Raw genomic sequence first — 21,568 nt, forward strand, 5'->3', positions numbered from 1 at the left:
GTTTGCGGGAAGTGACGTATAGCACTACTGTCAGGACCTGGCGTCACAACCGAACCAGACAAACTGCAGAGTGAGCGAACAATGAGAAAAACCACACTGAGCCTGCTTTTGTGCACCCTGGCCCTGCCCGCATTCGGCCAGGAACACCCGCACCATAACACCCACCAGGGGCAACACCCCGGCGCCACGGAGCAGACCAAGCTGACCGAGGCCGGCAATTCGGTCTTCGCCACCATTCAGGAAGTGATCCACCACCTGACCCAGAACCCGGACACTGACTGGAGCAAGGTCGACCTGGAAGGTTTGCGCCAGCATCTGCTGGATATGAAAGACATTGCTGAAAATGTCGAGGTGATGGACCAGCGGCGAATGCCTAACGGTGTGACACTGGTAGTCGCCCCCCTGACCAGCCGTGCCGGTGAAGCCCTGGAGAGGGTGCTTTCTGCCCATCCTGAACAGCTTCGCCGGGAAACCGGCTGGGAAATGATCGTCGGTCGTCAGGGGGACCAGTTCCGTATTACCACCACCAGCGAAGATCCTGACGACACCGCCATGATTAACGGCCTTGGCTATATCGGGCTGATGGCGTATGGAAGCCACCACCAGGCCCACCACTGGGCCATGGGCTCTGGCCAGAACCCTCACCAAGGCCACCACTGACCAAACCGTAATCCTATAGCCCGTCACACTCCTGCTGATCTGTGCTACCCCTGATATCAGGTATTACCACTTCAGCAGGAGGTCCCATGTTCATCCAGAAGATCAAGTCCGAAGGCCTGTCCCACCTGTCCTGGCTTGTGGGCAATGATGGCGAGGCATTTGTCGTCGACCCGCGCCGGGACTGCGAGGTCTACGTCGAGGAAGCGGCCAGGGCAGGTTGTCGTATCACCCACATTTTCGAGACCCACCGCAATGAAGACCTGATCTCCGGCGCGCCGATACTGGCAAACCTCACCGGTGCACGGGTGCTCCACGGCCCGAACGCTGCCGGTGATGTTGCCTACGCCGACACGGCCCGGGAGGGCGACACCTTCGAATTCGGTAATCTCCGGGTGCGGGTACTGGAAACACCGGGACACACGGACGACAGCCTGTCCTTCGTCATATATGACACGGATTTCGGTGAGGATGCGGTAGGCGTGTTCACCGGGGATGCGCTGTTTATCGGTGATGTGGGGCGTACGGATTTCTACCCGGACCGGGCCGGGGAAGTGGCCGGCATGCTCTACGACAGCCTGCAGAAAATTCTGAAACTCGGAGACCAGGCCCTGGTCTATCCCGCCCATGGTGCGGGCTCGGTATGCGGTGACAACATGGCCGACCGGGAGTTTTCTTCCCTGGGCTATGAGCGCAAATACAACGACATGCTCAGAATATCGTCCCGCAACAAATTCATTGATGCCAAGCTCGCCGAGCACCACTATCAGCCGCCCTACTTCCGGCTGATGGAAAAGCTCAACCTGACGGGGGCGGAACCGGCCCCCAGGGTAATAACACCACGACCACTGTCACCGGCAGAATTCCGTGCGCTACCCGGAGGGCCCGCCATCGTGGACGCGCGTACCGTCAGTGCCTTTCTGGGGGCGCACCTGCCTGGCAGCCTGGCCATCCCCGCACCGATGATCCCGGCGTTTGCCGGCTGGTACATCGAGCCTGGCCAGCCGGTGGTGCTGGTGGTATCAGACCCTGAACAGGCTCACGAAGCGGCACAGCACCTGGTACGCATCGGCCTGGACAACCTTGCCGGTTTCCTGACGACCGACATGCCGGAATGGTCAGCCCGCGGGCTACCGTTCCACTCCCTGCCGGTGATGCACGTGGACGATATCCGGGAACGCTTCCAGAACCCGCCGGAGAACTGGCAGTTACTGGATGTACGCAGCAAGACGGAATACGAAGAGGAGGCTATCGAAGGGTCGGTTCATATCTATGCCGGAGAACTGGCGGACAAGACAGACGAGCTCGACAAAAACCGGCACTACACGGTGATGTGCGCCAGCGGTGCCCGGGCGACGATTGCCGCCTCGGTACTGGAGCGGGCCGGGTTCAGCAAGGTGGATGTTTTCCTGGGCTCCTTTGGCGCCTGGAAATCCACCGACTGAACCCTGCCGACTGAAACACAGGGGCGCCCGTCCGCATGGGACGGGCGCCACCCTGTTTACACGGTTCTCAGTAAAGTTCGCCCAGGGAGGCCTTGCGGAACGGCTCGACGTCATCGGCCCGTCCTTCCTTCACCTTGACCAGCCATTCCGGGTCCTGCAGCAGGGCGCGGCCGACGGCAATCAGATCGAATTCGTCGTTGTTCATGCGCTCGATCAGCTCGTCGATACCGGCGTCCTCCACGGCTTCCTTCTTGCTGGCAAAGGTGCCGGCGATAAAGTCTTCGGTAAGGCCAACGCTGCCGACAGACATGGTGGGCAGTCCGGTCAGCTTCTTCACCCAGCCGGCCAGGTTCAGTTTGGAGCCTTCAAACTCCGGCTCCCAGAAGCGGCGCGTGGAGGCGTGGAAGATATCCACCCCGGCATCGGCCAGGGGCTTGAGGAAAGCTTCCAGCTCTTCCGGGGTCTGGCAGAGCTTCGCGTCATAGTCCTGCATCTTCCACTGGGAGAAACGCAGCATAATGGGGAAGTCCGGACCGACCTTTTCACGGATGGCCTTGATGATCTCAATGGCAAAACGCTGGCGGTTGGCCATGCTGCCGCCGTATTCGTCGTCCCGCTGGTTGGTGCCTTCCCAGAAGAACTGGTCGATCAGGTAGCCGTGAGCCCCGTGCACTTCCACGCCGTCAAAACCGATAGCCTTGGCGTCAGCGGCGGCATCGGCAAATGCCCTGACCACGTCCTGGATGTCGTCCCTGGTCATGACCTTGCAGACCACCTTGCCCGGACGATTCATGCCGGAAGGCGCATAGCCCGGTACTGAAGGATCCGGCTCCATGCCTTCCTTGCGCACTGCGCCCACATGCCAGAGCTGGGGGAAGATCTTGCCACCGGCCTCATGGACCGCGTCTACCACCTTTTTCCAGCCTGCCAGGGCCTTTTCACCGTGAAAGAAAGGCACGTTCTCGTAGCCGTTGGCCGCCGGGTGATTGACGGTGGTACCTTCGGTGATGATCAGGCCAACGCCGCCTTCGGCACGACGCTTGTAATAGGCCACCACATCATCGTTGGGCACATTGCCCGGGGAGAAATTCCGGGTCATGGGGGCCATGGCGACACGGTTGGCCAGTTTCAGGGATTTCACTTCGAACGGTTCGAACAGCGGTCCGAGATTCATGGACATGGGTGGGGTATCTCCTGTCTGAAAGGGAACGGGGGCCAGGCCCCGGAATCTGGTTTCATTAAGCAACCTTATTAAATCCGGTTTCAGTTTGCAACCCTGTTGGGTACAATTTAACCATGGCGAGAAAACGTTTTGACGATTCAAGTTGTTCGGTTGCGCGTGCGCTCAATGAGGTGGGTGACTGGTGGTCACTGCTGATTGTGCTGCAGGCCATGTACGGAACCCGTCGTTTTGTGGACTTCCAGCAGGAGCTGGGCATTGCCCGCAACATCCTTGTGGATCGCCTGTGCCGACTGGTCGACAACGACGTACTGCGCAAGGTAGATGTGGGCGAGCATGGTCCCCGCTTTGAGTACCGCCTCACTGATAAGGGCCGGGACCTGTTCCCGGTAGTCATCGCCCTGCGCCAGTGGGGTGACAAGTATAACCCCTGCCCCGAAAAGCCCCCGCTGGACCTCCGTGACCGGCGCACCGGCCAGCCCGTTCGCCAGCTGGAAGTACAGGATGCCGAAGGCAATCCCCTGTCCGTGCGGGACGTTTTCGTTCAGGAAGATCCGCAGGACGACACGAAGCAGGCCTGACCCGACTCCCCTCCTGCCTGTTCAGTCGAATCCGGACCTTTTGAGCTGGATCAATGTTCCGATCGCATTCCCTGCAGCCCCCGGTATCACTTGCGTTAGATCAATTCTCCTAACCGCCACCGGTGTAGCCTTGGCCCGTCAATAACTTTTGGTCAAGGAGTCATTTCTATGTCCCGTAAACTCACTCTGGGCATCCTCGCAGCCGGCTTACTCGCAGCAGGCTCCGCACAGGCTTATCAGGCTGGTGATATTATCCTCAGGGCCGGCGCTGTAGCCGTTGATCCCCAGGATTCCAGCAACAATCTTGCGCTGGACGGCACCTCGCTCCCGGGGCACAAAGTCTCTGTAGACTCCGATGTTCAACTGGGACTTTCCGGTAGCTACATGCTGACGGATCATTTCGCAATCGGATTGCTGGCAGCTACACCCTTCCAACACAACATCAGTGGTGACGGGAGTGTTCTGGGCGGTGCTGGGAAGCTTGCCGAGACAAAGCATCTGCCGCCAACCCTGACTTTGCAGTACTACCCACTTCACAGCAGTCACCGGGTTCAGCCGTATGCCGGGGTAGGCGTCAACTACACCAACTTCTTCGAAGAAAAGACCACTGAGACGCTGACCAATTATCTGGGCGCTGACTCCACCTCCATCGAACTGGACGACAGCGTAGGCGTTGCTGCAGAACTGGGCGTGGACATCAAACTGGACGACCGTTTTGGCCTCAACGCTGCCATCTGGTATGCCGACATCGACACTGAAGCCACGATCAAAGCCTATAACGGCGGTAACCTCTCATCCACGAGCAAGGTCGACGTCGAAATCGATCCCATGGTCTACATGGTGGGCTTCACCTACAGCTTTTAACTTGCAGTGTGAGACGACCGTGCCCGGTACCCTGGACTGGTGGTGCCGGTCGCGTTCTCCCTTTGCGGGGTCCGGGGTTCCGGTACCCCGCTTTTTTTCGTCTGCCGATAATGAAAAGCCGCTCCCGGTTACCCGGAAACGGCTTTATTGCATTGGCTGTGGTTCAGATCACATCAGGCAGACTGGCGCTGGCCTGAACGTCCCTGACCCTGGCCCCGGCCGCGACCGCCCGCGCCGGAGGCAGCCTGGCGCTGGCCACCAGGCCGGCCTGAGCCACTGCGACCATTGCCACCGCCGCCACTGCGGGTACGCGCACGGCTCGGGTCCGCCTTGGCCTTGGGTTTGAGCGGCAGATTGTTCTGCGGCTCGAAACCTTCCACTTCCTGGCGGGGCAGCTGCTTCTTGATCAACTTTTCGATACCTGCCAGCAACTTGCCTTCATCTGCGCTCACCAGCGACAGGGCATGGCCACTTTCACCGGCACGGCCAGTACGACCGATGCGGTGAACATAGTCTTCCGGTACGTTAGGCAACTCGAAGTTAACCACCTGGGGCAGCTGTTTGATATCCAGGCCGCGGGCCGCGATGTCGGTGGCCACCAGCACGCGAATATCCCCCTGCTTGAACTCCGCCAGCGCGCGGGTACGGGCGCCCTGGGACTTGTTGCCGTGGATTGCTGCAGCGGTAATGCCGTCGCTTTCCAGCTTCTTGGTCAGGCGGTTGGCGCCGTGCTTGGTACGGGTGAACACCAGCACCTGGTCCCAGTCATTGTCCCGTACCAGCTTGCTCAGCAGCGCGCTTTTCTGGCTTTGGTCCACCGGATAGACGGACTGCTTGACATTCTCGGCCGTGGTATTGCGGGCGGCCACTTCCACCTGTACCGGATTGTTCAGCAGGCCCTGGGCCAAGGTGCGGATCTCATTGGAGAAAGTCGCCGAGAACAGCAGGTTCTGACGCTTGGCCGGCAGCAGCGCCAGGATCTTGCGGATATCGCGGATGAAGCCCATGTCCAGCATGCGGTCAGCTTCGTCCAGCACCAGGATTTCCACTTCGTTGAAGCGCACGGCGTTCTGCTGGTACAGGTCCATCAGCCGGCCGGGAGTCGCTACCAGCACGTCCAGACCCTTGCGCAGCTTCATCATCTGCGGGTTGATCTTGACGCCACCGAATACCACGGCAGCCTTGGTGGGCACGTACTTGCTGTAGAGGTTCACGCTGTCGTGCACCTGGGCCGCCAGTTCACGGGTTGGCGTCAGGATCAGGGCACGCGGGCCCTTGCCCTCGCGGGGATTTTCACTGAGTCGCTGCAGCAGCGGCAGGGTAAAGCCGGCGGTCTTGCCGGTGCCGGTCTGGGCGGCTGCCATCACATCCTTGCCGGACAGTACGGCCGGAATCGCCTGGAGCTGGATGGGAGACGGGGTTTCATAACCCTGGTCGGTGGTTGCACGGACCAGTTGCTCGGAAAGACCGAGGGAAGAAAAACTCATATTGGATAAACTCTTGATTGTTCTGCCTCCACGAACGCCGGAGTTAACCGGTAATCAACGCGGGCAGATGCCATGACGGAGCATGGGAATAAGACGACTACAGTCGCTCACCGGTAACGGGAGGACGTCCTCTGGCGGGTCGTATGAAGTATTCGCTAGCAGGCTTTACGCCAAAAACTGCGGATCCTTAGAGGCAGGATGCGGGCACAGTAACAGGTTGCCTGTGGGATAGCCACCGCAAATCCACCTATATTCCCACGGAACTCAATGCCTCCTTCCCGGTCAGGAGCCACTGATCAAAAAGGAGTTATATAGATATGCCCATTCGCTTACCTGCAAACATCTCGTCCAGGCAAATCCCGGTCGTGGCTGGCGCCCTTTTAACCCTGGCTACCGCCGGTGCTTTCGCAGAAGGCTACCCCAGGGCCGTTCAGCAACTGGAAGACAGGGGAGCTGAGATCGTCGGAGAGTTCGATGCCCCGGGCGGCATGAAAGGCTATGTTGGCGAGATGCGGGGCCGCCCCATGTCGGCATTCCTCACCGCCGACGGCAAACACGTGATCATCGGCACTCTGCTTGCGGAAGATGGCACCAACATCTCCCAGCAGCAGGTGGAAAAACTGTTGATGGAGCCCCGCTTCGCCGAGGCCTGGAGCAAACTGGAAGACAGCGACTGGGTTGCCGACGGCTCCGATGATGCGGAGGTTGTGCTTTACACCTTTACCGATCCGAACTGCCCCTACTGCTACCGGTTCCGGGAGATGGCCAATCCATGGATCGAGGCCGGCAAGGTACAGTTGCGCCACATCCTGGTCGGCATTCTGAAGGAGGACAGTGCGCCCAAGGCGGCAACCATCCTTGCCACGGACGATCCGGAAAGCGCCCTGAGGCAGCACCACGAAAACTACGAGGAGGGTGGTATAGAAGTAGACAGGTCAGTGGTCAGCCAGACCTACAACGACGTAATGGCCAATGGTGAACTGATGAGCAGCCTCGGTTTGCAGGCCACCCCAAGCACCTTTTACAGGAATGCAGAAGGCAAGATCGCCATGAAGCCCGGAGTACCAAATCCGAAGGACCTGGATACCATGATGGGGGGGCCGAGGCCTTAATGGGCGCCCATCGAAAAGCTGGCTGGCAGGCCTAACCCGCCAGCCAGGCGGTCAGTGCAGCGGCCAGCAGGCCACCCACCAGCAGACTTACAATGGAGTGAGCCAGGTTCCAGCGGTAGGCCGCCACCTTGGCGGAGTACCCCGTGACCCGCTCCATCAGCAACGAATTAGCTGAATAGGGCGTTCCACCGGTGGTGATCCCCCAGCCAGATACCATTCCGATACCCAGCCCCAACACGGCTTCCGGCAGCCAGATCGGCCCCAACACACCACCGGTCAGTGTACCGATAACAATCGGATTGAGCCCAACCATTCCGCCAAGGAAGAAAACCCAGGGAACGAGCGCAGCCACAACGGGATAACCCCAGTCAGGCAGACTGAACCCGGCACCCAGCCATTTCAGTGCAAAGCTGCTGATCAGGGCACCCAGAAACGCAGAGCCGCCTACAATCACCAGCTCATTGCTGACCGGCGCCATAGATGGCAGCGGATTTCCCTCACTGCGGGAAGATCCTGTCATGGTATGAATGAACAGTACCCCGACGGCGCCCAGGCAACTGAGCGTTACCGCCTTGGAATAGCTGAGGTCGAAAGGTCCGCTGAGCACAAACGCCCCAAGGCAGATGGCCCCAATGATCGCCATGAAACGTAACCAGGGCAGGTACTTTTGCAGGCCGGTCTCGACCTGGTCATCTCCGGCCGGACCATTGGCTTCCCGTTCTGTGAACAACAGGCCACTGAGCAGGTACAGGGTGGCGAGGGGCAGGCTGACGGAAATGAGCTGCCAGCTGTGCAGTCCGGGCAGAAAGGTCACCGTCATGACCACGGATATGGACAGTGGAGAGCAGGTTGGTGAGGCGCCAAACCCTCTCAGGGTCCCCCGGGCGGCATTGCGGGCCATGGCGGAATCCCCGTGACGCCGGACCTGCCCGGCGATCATGGACGACACCACCCCGACCGAGCCAAAGTTCAGCGGTACCGACAGCACGGTGGTACCAAAGGTGACACTCAGGTACCGGACCGTTGGCCGGCCTGCGAACAGGCTCGCGGAAATCCGCTCAAGGTCGCTGGAACGACCCAGAAGCGTAGACAGCAGCATCACCGTCAGGATTAGCGCAGTCAGCCTTGTCATATTGACGGCCCCGTCCATCAGGGCGCCCGGCTCATCAATCAGAGCCAGGACGGACATGCCCACCAACAACCCGAAGATGACCCGGGCGACCAGTCGCAGGTCACCCCAGCCCAGCAGGATTGCCAGTACAATAGCTGATGCACCCAGCACAGCCATGCCGGGAACCAGCGATAACACACCACATAGCAATGCCAGGTAGGCCAGCGCTGAGCGCAACTGCATCAGCGGGCCGACGGGAGTTGTCTGTGTCATGGAGGACTCGTTCAGGGCCGGGCGTGGCACAGCTAACCTGTGCCAGCCTCAACCCATGGTTACAGCAGCGGTACGGGTCAGGACGCCTGCGGCAGAAGTCTCGCGCCCGTCACGGCCTGAATCTGTTCCAGGGTGTTGTCGCCCACCAGCTCTACCACCCTCAGGCCTTCGTCGGTGACATCAAGCACGGCCAGGTCGGTGTAAATCCGGTCAACCACGCCCTTGCCGGTGAGCGGATAGTCGCACTCACCCAGAATCTTGGGCTCGCCATCGCGGGTACAGTGCTTCATCAACACGTACAGCTTACGGGCACCAACGGCAAGGTCCATGGCGCCGCCCACGGCGGGTGGTTCACTGAGATCATTGGTCGCCCAGCTGGCCAGGTCACCGGTGGCTGACACCTGGAATGCACCCAGAACGGCAATATCCAGGTGACCGCCCCGCATCATGGCGAAGGAATCCGCATTATCGAAATAACAGCCTCCGGGCAGCAAGGTAACGAACTGCTTGCCGGCATTGATCAAGTCCGGGTTTTCCTCGCCGGGGGCCGGCGCGGGCCCCACACCGAGTATGCCGTTCTCGCTATGGTATATCACATGCCGGTCATCAGATACATAGTTTGCTACCTGCGTCGGCATGCCAATCCCCAGGTTTACATAGGCGCCATCGGGGATGTCGCGGGCTACCCGGCGGGCCATATCTTCTTTACTAAGCGATTGCATCGAGCAGCCCCTCCTGCAGGACAACGGTGTCCACAAAGATACCCGGTGTAACGACGGCCTCCGGGTCCAGATCACCAACCTCGACGATTTGCTTTACCTCGGCGATGGTGGTTTTCGCGGCCATGGCCATGGACGGATTGAAGTTGCGACCGGCGGTGTTGTAGGTCAGGTTGCCCCAGGCATCGCCTTTCTCGCCACGGATCAACGCAACGTCAGCGTGCAATGCTGTCTCAAGTACATAGCCCTTACCGTTGAACTCACGGGTTTCTTTTCCTTCAGCCAGCAGGGTGCCGTAGGCGGTCGGCGTATAGAAGGCTGCCAAGCCGGCCCCCGCCGCGCGGATGCGCTCGCCGAGAGTGCCCTGGGGGACCAACTCAAAGTCGATGGAGCCTTCCTTGTAACGCTTCTGTAGCCATACCGACCCTTTCGAGCGGGGGAAGGAACACACCATCTTGCGCACCAGGCCGTCTCGCAGCAGGGAGGCAATGCCCTCTTCCGCGACGCCAGCGTTGTTGGAAATGATGGTCAGATCCTTTGGGGCATGACGGCGCAGTGCCTCGATCAGCTCCAGCGGGATACCGGAACTGCCGAAACCGCCGATCATGACGACATCGCCATCCTTGACGACGGAGACTGCCTCCGCCATGGAGTTACCGATTTTATTGATCACGATGTATTCACCAACTGCGTTGAAACGGGTTTAACGGCTGCTGCCAACAGTTACAGCCGGGTAATTGAGAAAACGGCTGCTCAGATAGATCACGGCTACCAACCCAAAGCCGATAAGGTCGGTCATCAGTTCCGGGTAGATCAGTGCCCCCCCAGCGGCCAGCACCAGTATCCGAGCCGGCCATGCAAGCACACCGATACGGTACAGGTACCCTTCCATCGCCGAGGACAACAGCCATATAGCGGTGATCGCCGTGAAGGCTGAGGTCAGTATCCTGGTGATGTCCCCCTGCAGTATCAGCGAAGGATTGATCACGAACAGGAACGGCAGGATAAACAGGATGCCGCCGAGTCGCATGGCGTAAAGGCCGGTTCGTCCGGCCTTGGCATCAGCCACACCCGCCGCTGTGATGGCGGCCAGTGAGACCGGTGGCGTGATATAGGACAGCATGCCCCAGTAAAGAATGAACAGGTGACTGGCCAGCGGATTGAGGCCCGCATTAACCAGCGCCGGCGCCAGCAGGATCGACAGGAAGATGTAACAGGCGCTTACCGTCATGCCCATACCCAGCACGAAGCTGGTTACCGCTCCGGCGATCAACATCAACGGAATACTGCCGTCGGCATAGAGCAACAGCTCCCGGGAGAAGGCCCCGGCTACGCCGGTATAGGAAAGACCACCCACCACCAGGCCGATACCTGCCAGGATAGCCACCAGGTTGGCCACACTGGTGGTCAGGTCCTGCATGAACGCCAGCGCCCGTTTTAGGGAGACTCTGAATAAGTCTCAAAATCAGCGATAATATGGCCATCGCCAACCGCATAGGATTCGTTGCCACCATGGATCAGATCACTTTCTCCGAAGCTGAGTACCAGACCAAGAAGCGCAAGACGCGTCGCGAGATCTTTCTGGAACGGATGGACAAGCTGATTCCGTGGAAGCAGTTGGAGAAGAAGGTAGCCCGTTATTACCCCAAGGGTCAGAACGGTCGGCCTCCGTATCCGCTGCCTGCCATGCTTCGAGTTCACTGCATGCAGTTGTTCTATAACCTGAGCGACCCGGCGATGGAAGATGCTCTGTACGAGATTGAGTCCATGCGGCACTTCGCCGGTTTGAAGCTGGACCGCTTGCCGGACGAGACCACTATTCTCAACTTCCGGCATTTCCTGGAGCAACACGGTCTTGGCAAGGCACTGTTTAAAGAGGTGAACAAACACCTGGAGAAAAACGGCCTGATGCTGCGTGAAGGCAGCATCGTCGATGCCACCATTATTTCTGCGCCCAGCTCCACCAAGAACAGCACCGGCAAGCGCGATCCTGAAATGCACCAGACCAGGAAGGGCAACGAATGGCATTTTGGCATGAAGATGCACATTGGCGTCGACGACACGCTGGGCCTGATTCATAGCATCGATACCACCGCAGCCAACGTGCACGACATCGTGCCCACCGACAAGCTGCTGCACGGTGAAGAGCAACGGGTCTTCGGCGATGCCGGGTACCTTGGCATTCAGAAGCGGGATGAGCATAAGCACCGTGAAAACGTCTCCTGGTTCATTGCCAAACGGCCTGGCACCCGGAAGAAGCTGGATGCTGACAAGCTGAAAGCCGAGAAAATCAAAGCCAGTGTTCGTGCCAAAGTGGAGCATCCCTTCCGGTACATTAAACAGGTCTTCGGTTATAGCAAGGTCCGCTATCGCGGTCTAGCCAAGAACAACAACCGGCTGCATTTGCTGGCCGCGTTCAGCAACCTGCTGATTGGTGAAAAATACATGCTGGCGTAGGGCCAGTGCGCCTGTTTTTCGCCAAAATGGCGGGAAACGGGCAAGAAACACACAACTAACGGGAAAATAGTGTCTGAATCTTCGATTTTTTGCCGGTTAAACCCAAGATCGGCAAATATCAGCAGTTATTCAGACCTTCCTTAGGTTCAGCCGGTGGTTACGCTTGAACATCGAGATGCCCAGCAGGACAACGGTCGCATAGTAGGGGGCATAGGCCTCGAGGCGCATCACCAGCAGCATATAGATCAGCATGAAAAGGGCCAGCAGATAGGGCCAGCCGTCCTTGAGGGTCTCCCACAGGTTGGGAATCTCGGATTCCGGCAGTCCTTTCAGGCCCCGCCGGGCTGCGTAGATGTCCACCTGGAAGATCAGGGCGAGATAAAACAGGAGTGCCGGCAGGAACGCGGCAATCATGATCTCGGCATAGGGCACGCCGAGGAAGGAGGCCATGATAAAGGCAACAGCGCCCATAACGGGCGGCATCAGCGTACCGCCGGTTGAAGCACAGGCTTCCACCGCACCGGCATAATGCGCCGGATAGCCGGTTTTCTTCATGGTCGGAATGGTGATCGGACCCGTGGTCAGGATGTTGGAGATAACACTGCCTGAAAGGCTGCCCATGATCCCGCTTGAGAGCACCGAAACCTTTGCCGGACCACCCCGACTCTTGCCCATCAGTGAGGTAGCGAACTGCATGAAGAACTCTCCACCACCGGTGGCCGTCAGCGCCGCGCCAAACACTACAAAGCCGATCACAAGCTGGGCCACGACCTGCATCGGGATACCGATCACACTCTCCACGCCGATGACATGAGCGCGGATGATCTCCGGCAGGGTGTACTGGTTGCCCCACAGGAATCCGGGCATGGAATCCGCATACAGGGGATAGGTTCCAAAGAACAGGGCCACGAAGAGCAGCGGCCAGCCACCGCAACGCCTCACACCTTCGAGGATCAGTACCAGAAGGATACCGGACAGGACTGTCGCTTCCGTGGGCGCCTCAAACTCCCAGCCATAGTTGATCATGGTCAGGCCGTGGTAGCCGAGATACCCGGCACAGACTAAAGCCATTACAGCCAGAGGCCAGTCGTACCAAGAAACCTTCGCCGCTGCTCCCTTCCAGGCAGGAAACGCAATGTAAGCCGCCGCCAAAAAGATACCGATCAGGTAATAAAGGTAGGCATTGCCAAGTGGCTGGAAACCCAACAACTTCAGGTTGAAGGTCTGGTTGATGGCCATCAGCAGGCCAAGGGTACCGAGCAGGATCACAGCCCAGTAACCGGCCCCCCTGAGGCGGCGGCCTTGGGTTCAACCGCAGGCGCCGCCTGGTCAGCGGAAGTGGAAGCACTCATGACGTGGTTTCTCCGGAAAGAACAAGCAGCCACCCGGTCGGGTGGCTGCACTTACGGGGGGACAGCCGGGTTACTTTACGGACTCCAAGGCACGGGTCCGGTGCGCTTCCCAGATTTCAGCGAACTCTTCGTCGCTCTTGCCTTCAGCCTCGGCCAGCGCTTCCGGCCAGGCGTCCAGCAACGCATTAAGGCGCTTGGTGCGCTGATCGTTCCAGGCCTGGTGTTCCTCCGTCCAGATACCCGCCTCCTTCAGGTAGCGGATGGCACCCTCATGGAAGGGAACATCGATTGCGGGGGTACCGGCTTCTTCCAGATCCCAGCGATGCATGGCCGCGGTGGCATCCTTGTACATGCCGTAGGTCTCATCCAGGGCCTTGATGTAGTTGTACACGGCATCTTCATCCATGTCGGCACGTACGGTCAGTACCGGATAGCGGTATGCAAAGATATCAACCGGGTTCTCCTCACTGATGCCTGCACCGATGGTTTCAGTGTAGGGCTGGAAGAACGGTGCCACTTCACGAAGGCGCTTCCAGCCCTCTTCGTCGTCCTTGGGAACATCAAGCCAGCGGATGCCACGGGGGGATTCAGCCAACTCATAGACATGGCTCGGCGTCGTGGTGGTACAGGAAGCATCGGCTTCGCCACGGGCCAGCGAACTCATGGTATTGGCATAGGTGGGGAACATGATGGCTTCAACGTCGTCACGGGTCAGGCCGACGAATGCCAGGAAGGCGTCACACTTGACGTTGATGGACGGGTTACCCGCTACATACGCAAACCTTGCCCCTTTCAGGTCCTCCAGTTTCATTATGTTGGCGTCAGCTGCCGTAAAAATACCGAAGGATGATGGTCGGCCGGCGACAGCGCGCAGGTCCTGCGGCCCCCAACGACGAGTCGAGAAATCGTGGATGCCTTCTGCCGCGAAGAAGGTTTCAGTGGCCAGGAAGGCATAGTCAGCGCGACCACTGAGCAACGGCTGCAGTCGCCCGATGGCGGAACCGGACGGCTGGATCCGGACACGGGTACCGTATTGCTTTCCAAAGGCATCGGCAATGGCTGACGCTTCAGCGTAGCCCGCGGACCCGACATCGTAGGACGACCAGGTCATGGTATCTGGCAGCTCCTGTGCGGCTGCGGATCCGGCAAACAGAACAGACGCCCCCAGGGCGGCTGCGGCCAGTGTTTTCGTCAGGTAAGAGCTGGCAAAAGGCATAGGGATCTCCGTTGGCTTTTCTTGTTTGGTTCGTTTTCAAACATAGTTCACATTTCAGACCCGTGAACAAATTAGTCCCTGGCAGCACCATCGTCAAATTTTTATCAATATACTGTAATTTTTTATCGTATAGTGAGAAATTTGGCTTATTCCTGATGGCGAAGCCAGGTGTCCACCTCTTCCCGTATGATCGATATCACCTCAGACCTGCGTTTTTCGCTCATCCGGGAGGTAACAGATGCAACACTGATGGCGGCATACTCAGCAGAGTCAGGGACAGGAAAGGCCACCCCGACCGCTGATACCTCGGGTACGATACGCCCTTCATTGACCGAATAACCGTGCTCCCGGGCCTGGTCCAGCCACTGTTCAACTTCTTCACGGGTGATACCGGAATAGCGGGGATAACGGGGAGCGTTCAGCTCCATCACCCGCCTCGCTTCTCTCTCAGGCAGGGCTGCGAGCAGGGCAACTGCGGCCGCTCCGATGCCCAGCGGCCGCCGGGCCCCGGCCACCAGCGTATTCGCCGTGACCGGATAAGTGCCTTCGGCTACATCAATGCACACTGCATCCCGGTTCGCCCGGATACTCAGGTAGGTGTAATCTTCAGTTCTGGTTGCGATTCGGCCCAGGACAGGCTGCAGGGCATGCCACAGCCTGAGATCCGGTGCAACCTCCTGGGCTGACTCTGCCATACGCAGCAAGTCGAATCCGATGTGATAGGTTTTGGCGTAGGGATCAAACGTAAGCAGGCCCTCAGTCGCCAGCGCTGTCAGCAGACGGTGGGCGGTGGCGGTGTTCATGCCGACCTCACGGGCAATATGGGAGAGGCTGCCGCCTGTGGGGAAAATGGTCGCCACCGCCCTGAGCAAGACACAGGCCTTCGTCAGCGTGGTGCTTCCTCTGGCTGTTGTGCGGGAACTGCCCGATGAAACTCCTGTGGTAGACATGGTGATCAATCCCTTATTTTCTCAAAATGTATAAAAATATTATCGCATTCCGATAAAAATAACGACGAGACTGGCCATGAAACCCAAGTTCAGCCTGGTTGGACGTTACTCGCTACTTTCGCTGACCCTGATCGTCGGCTCCGTGGCCATCCTCAGCAGCCTCTACGCCGCCGTGGCGGATTCGGTGACGGAACGGCTGGCGGGTGAGCGACTGGAAGCCCAGGTGGCCGGTACCGCCAATCGGCTGACCAACTTTATCGAGAACCGGATCTATCAACTGGAAACTCTGTCCACCCATCCCTCCATGCCCCTTTACCTGGCCTTCAGCGATGCGGTGCCGGATGGCGTACGGGAACTGGTGAGGGTGGAGGCGGACTCACCGGATCTCTACGGCATACTGTTCTTCAATAACCGGGATGAGCTGACCGAAGTCGTGCCGGGACAGGCTGCTTCCGGGCCGCCCTACTGGGACCGGGACAACTGGACGATTCGAGGCTTACCGCTGATCACCCTGGGTAACAGCGAGGTCATCGGTCCCCAGCGTGCCGACAACTCCGGTCCTGGCTGGATACTGATCCGCCAGCCACTACGGGACCCCAGTCGCCAGGAAGTGGCGGGTGCTATCGGGCTCCATGTCCGGCTGGCCTCCCTCACCGAGCTGATGCGCACAGAAAACCTGGCAGGTGTGCTGCGCCCCTATCTGCGGACCCCGGCCGGTGACCTGCTCGAGCCAACCGGAAACCCGGTACAGTCGCCACCGGAAAACCTGCAACCCGGCCCGGAGGTACTCCCGGGCTGGCGTATTGACTATCAGGTTGCAGCTGGAGAAATCCTCAGCCCCCTGCGTAGCGCCCAGTGGGGGCTCTACGCCCTGGCCGGGGTCATGGCCCTGGGAACGGTGGCCCTGTTCTGGGCCCTGGCCCGCAGCCTCCGGCGACGGGTAACCCGGCTTGTGGACGGCGCCGAAACCCTCGCCAGCGGTGACTTGCATTTCCGGCTACAGACACCGAAGAATGACAAGGATGAGATCGACGTACTGGCCCATTCATTCAACGCCATGGCCGACCGGCTGCAGGATATGATCGGTCGCACCGTGCAGGCCGAGAAGATGGCGGTGCTGGGCGAATTTGCCACCGGCGTCGCCCATGAGGTACGCAATCCCCTCGCCACCATCAAGCTAACGGTTCAGGCGCTGGAGAAAGGCGAGCCCGATGACCAGCGACGGGATCTCCTGGTGGCCGTGGAGGAAGAGATCGATCGCCTGAACCGGGTAGTCGGTGATCTTCTTGATTACGGACGTCCTGTCGCCGGGGAACCCCAGGCCGTGGGTATACGGCGAGTGTTCCGCCATGCCACAGTCCTGACGTCTGGCCTGGCAGACCAGCGACAGGTGACCGTGTCCGCCACCGGCGACTCCCGCCTGGCGGTCTATGCCAGTCCGGACCAGGTCATTCAGTGCCTGGTCAACCTGCTGGCCAACGCTATTGAAGCCTGTGAACCGGGTGGCACCGTGCACCTGCGCGCCTTCCGCAACGGTAACCGAATCAGCGTCGACATCACCGACACGGGCTGTGGCATGAACGCAGAGACCCTGCAACGGGTAACCGAGCCTTTCTTCACAACACGACAGCAGGGCACCGGCCTGGGCCTGAGCATTACCCGCCAGCTGATCGAACTGAACGGTGGCGACCTTCAGATCCACAGCGTCCCGGGTGAGGGCACCACCGTGTCCGTCACCCTGCCGGCGGCAAACAGTGATAAGCTGGAACTCGCTTCCCCGTCTCACACAAAAGAACAATCAACAGCAAAGCACCATGATGCGCTCACAGATCCTGATCGTTGACGACGAAAAGAGCTTCGTCCGCTCCATGGCCTTCGCCCTCAGCGAGGCCGGCTTCCATACTCGCAGCGCCCACACTGGCGAAGACGCCCTGACACTGCTGGCGGACGAACCGGCTGACCTGGTGTTACTGGACTTGCGGCTGCCGGGCATGCACGGCATGGAGGTTCTGGCGGAGGTCACCCGGCTGTATCCCGGCCTGCCAGTGATCATGATTTCCGCCCATGGCGACACTCGCGCTGCCGTCCAGGCGGTAAAGGCCGGAGCGACCGACTACCTGACCAAGCCCTTTGCCCTCGACGAACTGTTGCACATCATTGATACGGTGACCGACCGTGCCCGCATGCAGGAGGAACTGGACTACCACCGTCAACGAAGCGCCAACGCCTCCGGTCTGGTGGGCTCCAGCCAGGCCATGCAGGCACTTTGGCAAACGCTACAGCGGGTAGCGGCCAGCAGCACCGGGCGGGTTCTGCTGCTTGGCGAATCCGGCACCGGCAAGGCCGTGGTGGCCCGGGCCATCCATGAACAAAGCCCGCGCGCGGACGGTGCCTTTGTCGAAATCAACTGCGCCGCGCTGCCCGAGCAGCTGATCGAGGCGGAGCTGTTCGGCGCCGAAAAGGGCGCTTACACCGGCGCCCACCAGAAGCGCTCCGGCCTGGTGAGCCTGGCCCACGGCGGTACCCTGTTCCTGGACGAAATCGGTGAGCTGCCCCTGTCCCTGCAGGCCAAGTTCCTGCACTTCCTGGAAAACGGGGATTACCGGCCTGTGGGCGCCACGGCCAGTCATACTGCAGATGTACGGGTGGTCGCAGCCACCAACCGGTCCCTGGAGGAGGAAGTGCGTGCCGGACGCTTCCGGGAAGACCTCTACTTCCGGCTCAATGTTATCGAGCTGACCATTCCGCCGCTGCGGGAGCGGGGTGAAGACCTGCAGGAACTGCTGGACAGGTTCATCGAGGCCCAGGCCCGCGAGGAAGGCTGCCGCCCGGTGACCATTCCCCCGGAGACCCTGGAGCGGCTGCAGGCCTATAAGTGGCCGGGTAACGTGCGGGAGCTTCGTAACCTGGTCGAGCGGCTCACCATCCTGCACCCGGGCCAGCGCATCCGCCCGGACCAGCTGCCTCATGAGTTCCACCCGGGGCCAGGCTCTGCCTCTGACCAGGCCACGACCACCTCACTTGAACAAAAGCTTGAACAGACCGAACGCCAGATGATCCGCCAGGCGCTTGAACAGACCGGTGGTCACAAGAGCAAGGCGGCAGAACAGCTGGGGATGTCCAGGCACGCCTTCAAGCGTCGCCTGCAGCGACTCGGGCTTATTTGACCCTCCCCGCGTTGAGCGGAATTCGCTCATGAGAATCGATTATCACGAGCGGATTCCGCTCACCCCTTCCCTAACGAGCTTCTCTACAGCCCGCAACGGGGCTGACCACCGCGTTGGCCCCTCTTTTGCTACAGGTTTCTCAAATCAGACAACAACAAACGATCATCCGATACCGGGCTGACCGGATCAGGAGGCAGATGTGTCGGGACCCCTCACCCGCCATCGTCATAACGACACCACAGCATTTCCTGGCTGCACCAGCCAGGGTCGCCATGGCTGGACCTCAGCCGTGATTGCCCTGTTATGGCTGCTGGTTTCGCCGGTCGCCATGGCGCTGCCTGCAGACACCCCTGTGGGTCGGGTAGAACTCGGCGCCCCGAAAGACCAGGCGGATGCCACCATCGCCTGCATGTACCCCATGACCGGAAGGTCCGCCAGCTATGGCCGCGACAGTATTGTGGCCATTCGCATGGCGCTGCAGGAGCTGGCCCGGGATCCGCAAAGCCCTGACCTTCGCGTCATCGTGGATGACTCCCGCTCCAAGGCATCGTTTGCCGTGCGCATGGCCGAGGATTTCCTGCAAAACGACGACGCCGATATTCTCTGCGGCATTGTCAGTTCGGGCGTGGGGATGGCCGTCAGCCGACTCGCCCGCCAGAAGCAGGTCATTCTGATCGGTACCGACCACGCCTCGTCCCGGGCGACCCTGGAGGAAGGCCATGATTACTACTTCCGCGTGTCCAGCGACACCTGGATCTCCCATGCTGCCGGTGCCCGCTACCTGAAAGAACTGCAGAAAGAGACAGGCTGGCGGAAACTGGCGTTCCTGGGCCCGGACTATGAATATGGCCGTGTCGCCTGGCGTGACCTGCAACAGGCCCTGGCGCTGGAAGGTGTCCGCTTTGAACAGACCGGCACCTACTGGCCACGGCTGTACGAACCAGACTACTCCCTCTATATCCAGTCGTTACTGGAAAACCCGCCGGACATTCTGGTCGTCGGCCTGTGGGGTGGTGATTTTACCGCCTTTATCGAGCAGGCCCGCACCACTCGCCTGTTCGAGCAGATGCGGGTGGCCAACTTTGATACCGGTGGTGACTACGAGACCCTGGTAGCCCTTGGCAGTGAGCCGCCCCCGGGGCTGATCTTGTCTGCCCGGCACCACGTCAACTGGCCGGACACCGACCGTAACCGTCAATTTGTGCAGGACTTCCACGAGCTGTCCGGCCGCTACCCCAGCTACTCGGCCCAGGGTGCCTGGGCGGGCATGATGGCCATTGCCCGGGCGATTCGCCTGGCCGGCGATGTCAGCGATACCCGGGCAGTGATTACGGCTCTGGAGGGCCTGGAAGTCCCCCTGCCAAAAGACCCGGACGGATTTACCTCCTATATTGATCCACAGACCCACCAGATTGCCCAGGCCCAGGCCATCGGAACCCCGGTCTCCGATGACCGCTTTCCTCCGGCCCGGGTACTGCTTGGCAACTGGCGGGTGTATGACGCCGAATCCCTCAAACCCTCGCCCGCTTTGATTCAAAAGCGACGTGGAGAAACCGGCGGCTAGCCGCCGACAACCCGAAACCCATGCAGCATCCGTAAGCGCACAAAAACAACCAAGGAGCACGCAATGAAAACAACCCAACAACGAACTATCTGGCAGAAAACCCTGCTCAGCACGGCCACTTCCGTGGCGCTGGCATCCGCCGGCGTTATGGGGCTGGCTACAACCGCCCACGCCCAGGACAGTTTCAAGGTAGGCTTCGTCACCTTCCTGTCCGGTGGTGCATCCGGCCCCTTCGGCGTTCCGGCCTCCCAGGGCGCCAAGCTGGTGGTGGAAGCCATCAACGAAGGCACCCTGCCTGCCCCCTACGACTCGGTGGGCGTCAACGGCCTGCAACTTGAAATGGTTGAAGTGGACGAAGCCGGCGGCCCCACCAAGCAGGTAGAGGAGTACCGCAACCTGGTTCAGCGGCAGAATGTTAACGCCGTGATCGGCTATATCTCCTCCGGCGACTGCCTCGCTGTCGGCCCGGTAGCGGAAGAGATGCAGACATTCACCATTGCCTTCGACTGCGGCACCTCCCGCATGTTCGAAGAACTGGAAGACCCCAAGTACGTATTCCGTACTGGCCTGGACGCTGTTGCGGATAACGTCGGCGCAGCCCGCTACCTGGCCGAAACCCGTCCAGACGCCAAGCGCATCGCCGGCATCCAGCAGAACTACGCCTGGGGCCAGGACTCCTGGCAGGATTTCACCCTGGCCATGGAACAGCTGATGCCAGAGGCGGAGATCGTCAACAACCAGACCCCGCAGATCTTCCAGGGCAGCTACGGCACCGAGATTTCAGCCCTGCAGACCCGCAGACCGGAAATCGTGCATTCCTCCATGTGGGGGGGTGACATGGAGTCCTTCGTGGCCCAGGCCAATGCCCGCGGCCTGCTGGCCCAGGCAACCGCCCTGCTCACCACTGGTGAATCCGGCCTGCACCGGTTTGACGGCCAGGCACCCAACGGCACCATTCTTGGCGGCCGTGGTCCCTTCGGTGGCTTCATGCCCGAGAACGACCTGAGCGAGTGGTTCAGCAAGGCCTACGAGGAAAAGCATGGCACTCCGCCCAGCTACCCCGCCTCCAAGGCGGCTCAGGCCATCCTGGCGCTGAAATACGCGGCGGATAATTCCGGCGCCGACGGCGTGCCCAGCTCTGAAGAACTGGCGGCGGCCCTCAAGGGTGCGAAGTTCGAATCCGTCAGCGGTACCGTCAATATGGGACTGGCCGGCGGTCACCAGGCGGTTCAGCCCATGCTCTACGGTGAGTATCACTTCGAGGACGGCCAGGCCGAACTGCGTAACGTGAAATCCTACCCGGGCGACTGTGTGTCAGCGCCGGACGGCTATAACGCCCAGGAATGGATCAAAGAGGGCTTCCCCGGCTCCAGCTGCGACTGATCCATTTATTCAACCGACCACCGGTGGCGTTCGCGCCACCGGTGTATTCA

At 60.1% G+C, this 21,568-nt stretch carries 19 protein-coding genes; 10 read left to right on the forward strand and 9 right to left on the reverse strand.

The genetic code is table 11. The features are described from left to right. The first annotated feature begins 81 nt into the window (after window positions 1-81). Both LJ360_RS18955 and LJ360_RS18960 read left to right on the forward strand, forming a co-directional pair. Entirely contained in the window at window positions 82-660 is a 579-nt protein-coding gene (locus LJ360_RS18955; protein ID WP_264994755.1) for a hypothetical protein, read from the forward strand. A gap of 86 nt (window positions 661-746) precedes the next feature. After that, the gene (locus tag LJ360_RS18960; RefSeq protein ID WP_091853912.1) at window positions 747-2,102 is read left to right on the forward strand and encodes an MBL fold metallo-hydrolase; all 1,356 of its coding nucleotides are present in this window, start codon (window positions 747-749) and stop codon (window positions 2,100-2,102) included. 67 nt (window positions 2,103-2,169) lie between these two features. On the opposite strand, the gene LJ360_RS18965 is transcribed toward LJ360_RS18960, so the two are convergent. Further along, entirely contained in the window at window positions 2,170-3,282 is a 1,113-nt protein-coding gene (locus LJ360_RS18965) for an NADH:flavin oxidoreductase (RefSeq protein ID WP_264994756.1), read from the reverse strand. A gap of 116 nt (window positions 3,283-3,398) precedes the next feature. On the opposite strand from LJ360_RS18965, the gene LJ360_RS18970 reads away from it, so the two are divergent. Beyond that, window positions 3,399-3,863: a winged helix-turn-helix transcriptional regulator gene (locus tag LJ360_RS18970; protein WP_091853909.1), complete on the forward strand. Its 465-nt coding sequence runs from the start codon at window positions 3,399-3,401 to the stop codon at window positions 3,861-3,863. Window positions 3,864-4,031: 168 nt separating this feature from the next. After that, window positions 4,032-4,727: an OmpW/AlkL family protein gene (locus LJ360_RS18975; protein WP_091853907.1), complete on the forward strand. Its 696-nt coding sequence runs from the start codon at window positions 4,032-4,034 to the stop codon at window positions 4,725-4,727. Between the two features lie 173 nt (window positions 4,728-4,900). On the opposite strand, the gene LJ360_RS18980 is transcribed toward LJ360_RS18975, so the two are convergent. Further along, on the reverse strand, window positions 4,901-6,214 hold the full coding sequence (locus tag LJ360_RS18980; RefSeq protein WP_264994757.1) for a DEAD/DEAH box helicase: 1,314 nt from the start codon (window positions 6,212-6,214) through the stop codon (window positions 4,901-4,903). A 317-nt stretch (window positions 6,215-6,531) separates the two neighbouring features. Here LJ360_RS18980 and dsbG point away from each other — a divergent pair, with 317 nt between their 5' ends. Next, window positions 6,532-7,326: a thiol:disulfide interchange protein DsbG gene (gene dsbG / locus LJ360_RS18985; RefSeq protein ID WP_264994758.1), complete on the forward strand. Its 795-nt coding sequence runs from the start codon at window positions 6,532-6,534 to the stop codon at window positions 7,324-7,326. Between the two features lie 31 nt (window positions 7,327-7,357). Here dsbG and LJ360_RS18990 read toward each other — a convergent pair whose 3' ends face one another. The 4 genes from LJ360_RS18990 to LJ360_RS19005 all read right to left on the reverse strand — a co-directional run bounded on the left by LJ360_RS18990 (window position 7,358) and on the right by LJ360_RS19005 (window position 10,849). Further along, window positions 7,358-8,710, reverse strand: a complete 1,353-nt coding sequence (locus LJ360_RS18990; protein WP_264994759.1) for a hypothetical protein — start codon at window positions 8,708-8,710, stop codon at window positions 7,358-7,360. A gap of 77 nt (window positions 8,711-8,787) precedes the next feature. After that, on the reverse strand, window positions 8,788-9,432 hold the full coding sequence (locus LJ360_RS18995) for a CoA-transferase subunit beta (RefSeq protein WP_264994760.1): 645 nt from the start codon (window positions 9,430-9,432) through the stop codon (window positions 8,788-8,790). After that, on the reverse strand, window positions 9,419-10,102 hold the full coding sequence (locus LJ360_RS19000; RefSeq protein WP_248236417.1) for a 3-oxoacid CoA-transferase subunit A: 684 nt from the start codon (window positions 10,100-10,102) through the stop codon (window positions 9,419-9,421). Before LJ360_RS19000 ends, LJ360_RS18995 begins: the two co-directional genes overlap by 14 nt. A 30-nt stretch (window positions 10,103-10,132) precedes the next feature. After that, window positions 10,133-10,849, reverse strand: a complete 717-nt coding sequence (locus tag LJ360_RS19005) for a TRAP transporter large permease subunit (protein WP_264994761.1) — start codon at window positions 10,847-10,849, stop codon at window positions 10,133-10,135. Between the two features lie 92 nt (window positions 10,850-10,941). On the opposite strand from LJ360_RS19005, the gene LJ360_RS19010 reads away from it, so the two are divergent. Continuing rightward, window positions 10,942-11,886 (forward strand): IS5 family transposase, encoded by a 945-nt coding sequence (locus LJ360_RS19010; protein WP_041657592.1) that lies wholly within the window; start codon window positions 10,942-10,944, stop codon window positions 11,884-11,886. Window positions 11,887-12,015: 129 nt separating this feature from the next. Here the strand turns inward: LJ360_RS19010 and LJ360_RS19015 are convergent, their stop codons facing one another. The 3 genes from LJ360_RS19015 to LJ360_RS19025 all read right to left on the reverse strand — a co-directional run bounded on the left by LJ360_RS19015 (window position 12,016) and on the right by LJ360_RS19025 (window position 15,404). Further along, window positions 12,016-13,155 carry a TRAP transporter permease gene (locus tag LJ360_RS19015; RefSeq protein ID WP_264994762.1) on the reverse strand — a complete coding sequence of 380 codons (1,140 nt, stop codon included), beginning with the start codon at window positions 13,153-13,155 and terminating at the stop codon, window positions 12,016-12,018. Window positions 13,156-13,308: 153 nt separating this feature from the next. Next, the gene (locus LJ360_RS19020; RefSeq protein ID WP_264994763.1) at window positions 13,309-14,454 is read right to left on the reverse strand and encodes a TAXI family TRAP transporter solute-binding subunit; all 1,146 of its coding nucleotides are present in this window, start codon (window positions 14,452-14,454) and stop codon (window positions 13,309-13,311) included. Window positions 14,455-14,600: 146 nt separating this feature from the next. Then, window positions 14,601-15,404, reverse strand: a complete 804-nt coding sequence (locus LJ360_RS19025) for an IclR family transcriptional regulator (protein WP_264994764.1) — start codon at window positions 15,402-15,404, stop codon at window positions 14,601-14,603. A 76-nt stretch (window positions 15,405-15,480) separates the two neighbouring features. Between LJ360_RS19025 and LJ360_RS19030 the strand changes: the two genes are divergently transcribed. The 4 genes from LJ360_RS19030 to LJ360_RS19045 all read left to right on the forward strand — a co-directional run bounded on the left by LJ360_RS19030 (window position 15,481) and on the right by LJ360_RS19045 (window position 21,518). Beyond that, window positions 15,481-17,247 (forward strand): sensor histidine kinase, encoded by a 1,767-nt coding sequence (locus LJ360_RS19030; RefSeq protein WP_264994765.1) that lies wholly within the window; start codon window positions 15,481-15,483, stop codon window positions 17,245-17,247. Then, window positions 17,219-18,571, forward strand: a complete 1,353-nt coding sequence (locus LJ360_RS19035) for a sigma-54-dependent transcriptional regulator (protein ID WP_264994766.1) — start codon at window positions 17,219-17,221, stop codon at window positions 18,569-18,571. Before LJ360_RS19030 ends, LJ360_RS19035 begins: the two co-directional genes overlap by 29 nt. Window positions 18,572-18,770: 199 nt before the next feature. Then, window positions 18,771-20,135: an ABC transporter substrate-binding protein gene (locus LJ360_RS19040; protein ID WP_264994767.1), complete on the forward strand. Its 1,365-nt coding sequence runs from the start codon at window positions 18,771-18,773 to the stop codon at window positions 20,133-20,135. Window positions 20,136-20,198: 63 nt separating this feature from the next. Next, the gene (locus tag LJ360_RS19045) at window positions 20,199-21,518 is read left to right on the forward strand and encodes an ABC transporter substrate-binding protein (protein ID WP_264994768.1); all 1,320 of its coding nucleotides are present in this window, start codon (window positions 20,199-20,201) and stop codon (window positions 21,516-21,518) included. Window positions 21,519-21,568: the final 50 nt, after the last annotated feature.

Origin of the sequence: Marinobacter sp. AN1, from assembly GCF_026013985.1 — a bacterium.
Lineage (GTDB): Bacteria > Pseudomonadota > Gammaproteobacteria > Pseudomonadales > Oleiphilaceae > Marinobacter > Marinobacter segnicrescens.

Coding starts and splice junctions, on each gene's coding strand:
- LJ360_RS18955 (WP_264994755.1), top strand. CDS start 82: ATGAGAAAAACCACACTGAGCCTGCTTTTGTGCACCCTGGCCCTGCCC.
- LJ360_RS18960 (WP_091853912.1), top strand. CDS start 747: ATGTTCATCCAGAAGATCAAGTCCGAAGGCCTGTCCCACCTGTCCTGG.
- LJ360_RS18965 (WP_264994756.1), bottom strand. CDS start 3,282: ATGTCCATGAATCTCGGACCGCTGTTCGAACCGTTCGAAGTGAAATCC.
- LJ360_RS18970 (WP_091853909.1), top strand. CDS start 3,399: ATGGCGAGAAAACGTTTTGACGATTCAAGTTGTTCGGTTGCGCGTGCG.
- LJ360_RS18975 (WP_091853907.1), top strand. CDS start 4,032: ATGTCCCGTAAACTCACTCTGGGCATCCTCGCAGCCGGCTTACTCGCA.
- LJ360_RS18980 (WP_264994757.1), bottom strand. CDS start 6,214: ATGAGTTTTTCTTCCCTCGGTCTTTCCGAGCAACTGGTCCGTGCAACC.
- dsbG (WP_264994758.1), top strand. CDS start 6,532: ATGCCCATTCGCTTACCTGCAAACATCTCGTCCAGGCAAATCCCGGTC.
- LJ360_RS18990 (WP_264994759.1), bottom strand. CDS start 8,710: ATGACACAGACAACTCCCGTCGGCCCGCTGATGCAGTTGCGCTCAGCG.
- LJ360_RS18995 (WP_264994760.1), bottom strand. CDS start 9,432: ATGCAATCGCTTAGTAAAGAAGATATGGCCCGCCGGGTAGCCCGCGAC.
- LJ360_RS19005 (WP_264994761.1), bottom strand. CDS start 10,849: ATGCAGGACCTGACCACCAGTGTGGCCAACCTGGTGGCTATCCTGGCA.
- LJ360_RS19010 (WP_041657592.1), top strand. CDS start 10,942: ATGGATCAGATCACTTTCTCCGAAGCTGAGTACCAGACCAAGAAGCGC.
- LJ360_RS19020 (WP_264994763.1), bottom strand. CDS start 14,454: ATGCCTTTTGCCAGCTCTTACCTGACGAAAACACTGGCCGCAGCCGCC.
- LJ360_RS19025 (WP_264994764.1), bottom strand. CDS start 15,404: ATGTCTACCACAGGAGTTTCATCGGGCAGTTCCCGCACAACAGCCAGA.
- LJ360_RS19030 (WP_264994765.1), top strand. CDS start 15,481: ATGAAACCCAAGTTCAGCCTGGTTGGACGTTACTCGCTACTTTCGCTG.
- LJ360_RS19035 (WP_264994766.1), top strand. CDS start 17,219: ATGATGCGCTCACAGATCCTGATCGTTGACGACGAAAAGAGCTTCGTC.
- LJ360_RS19045 (WP_264994768.1), top strand. CDS start 20,199: ATGAAAACAACCCAACAACGAACTATCTGGCAGAAAACCCTGCTCAGC.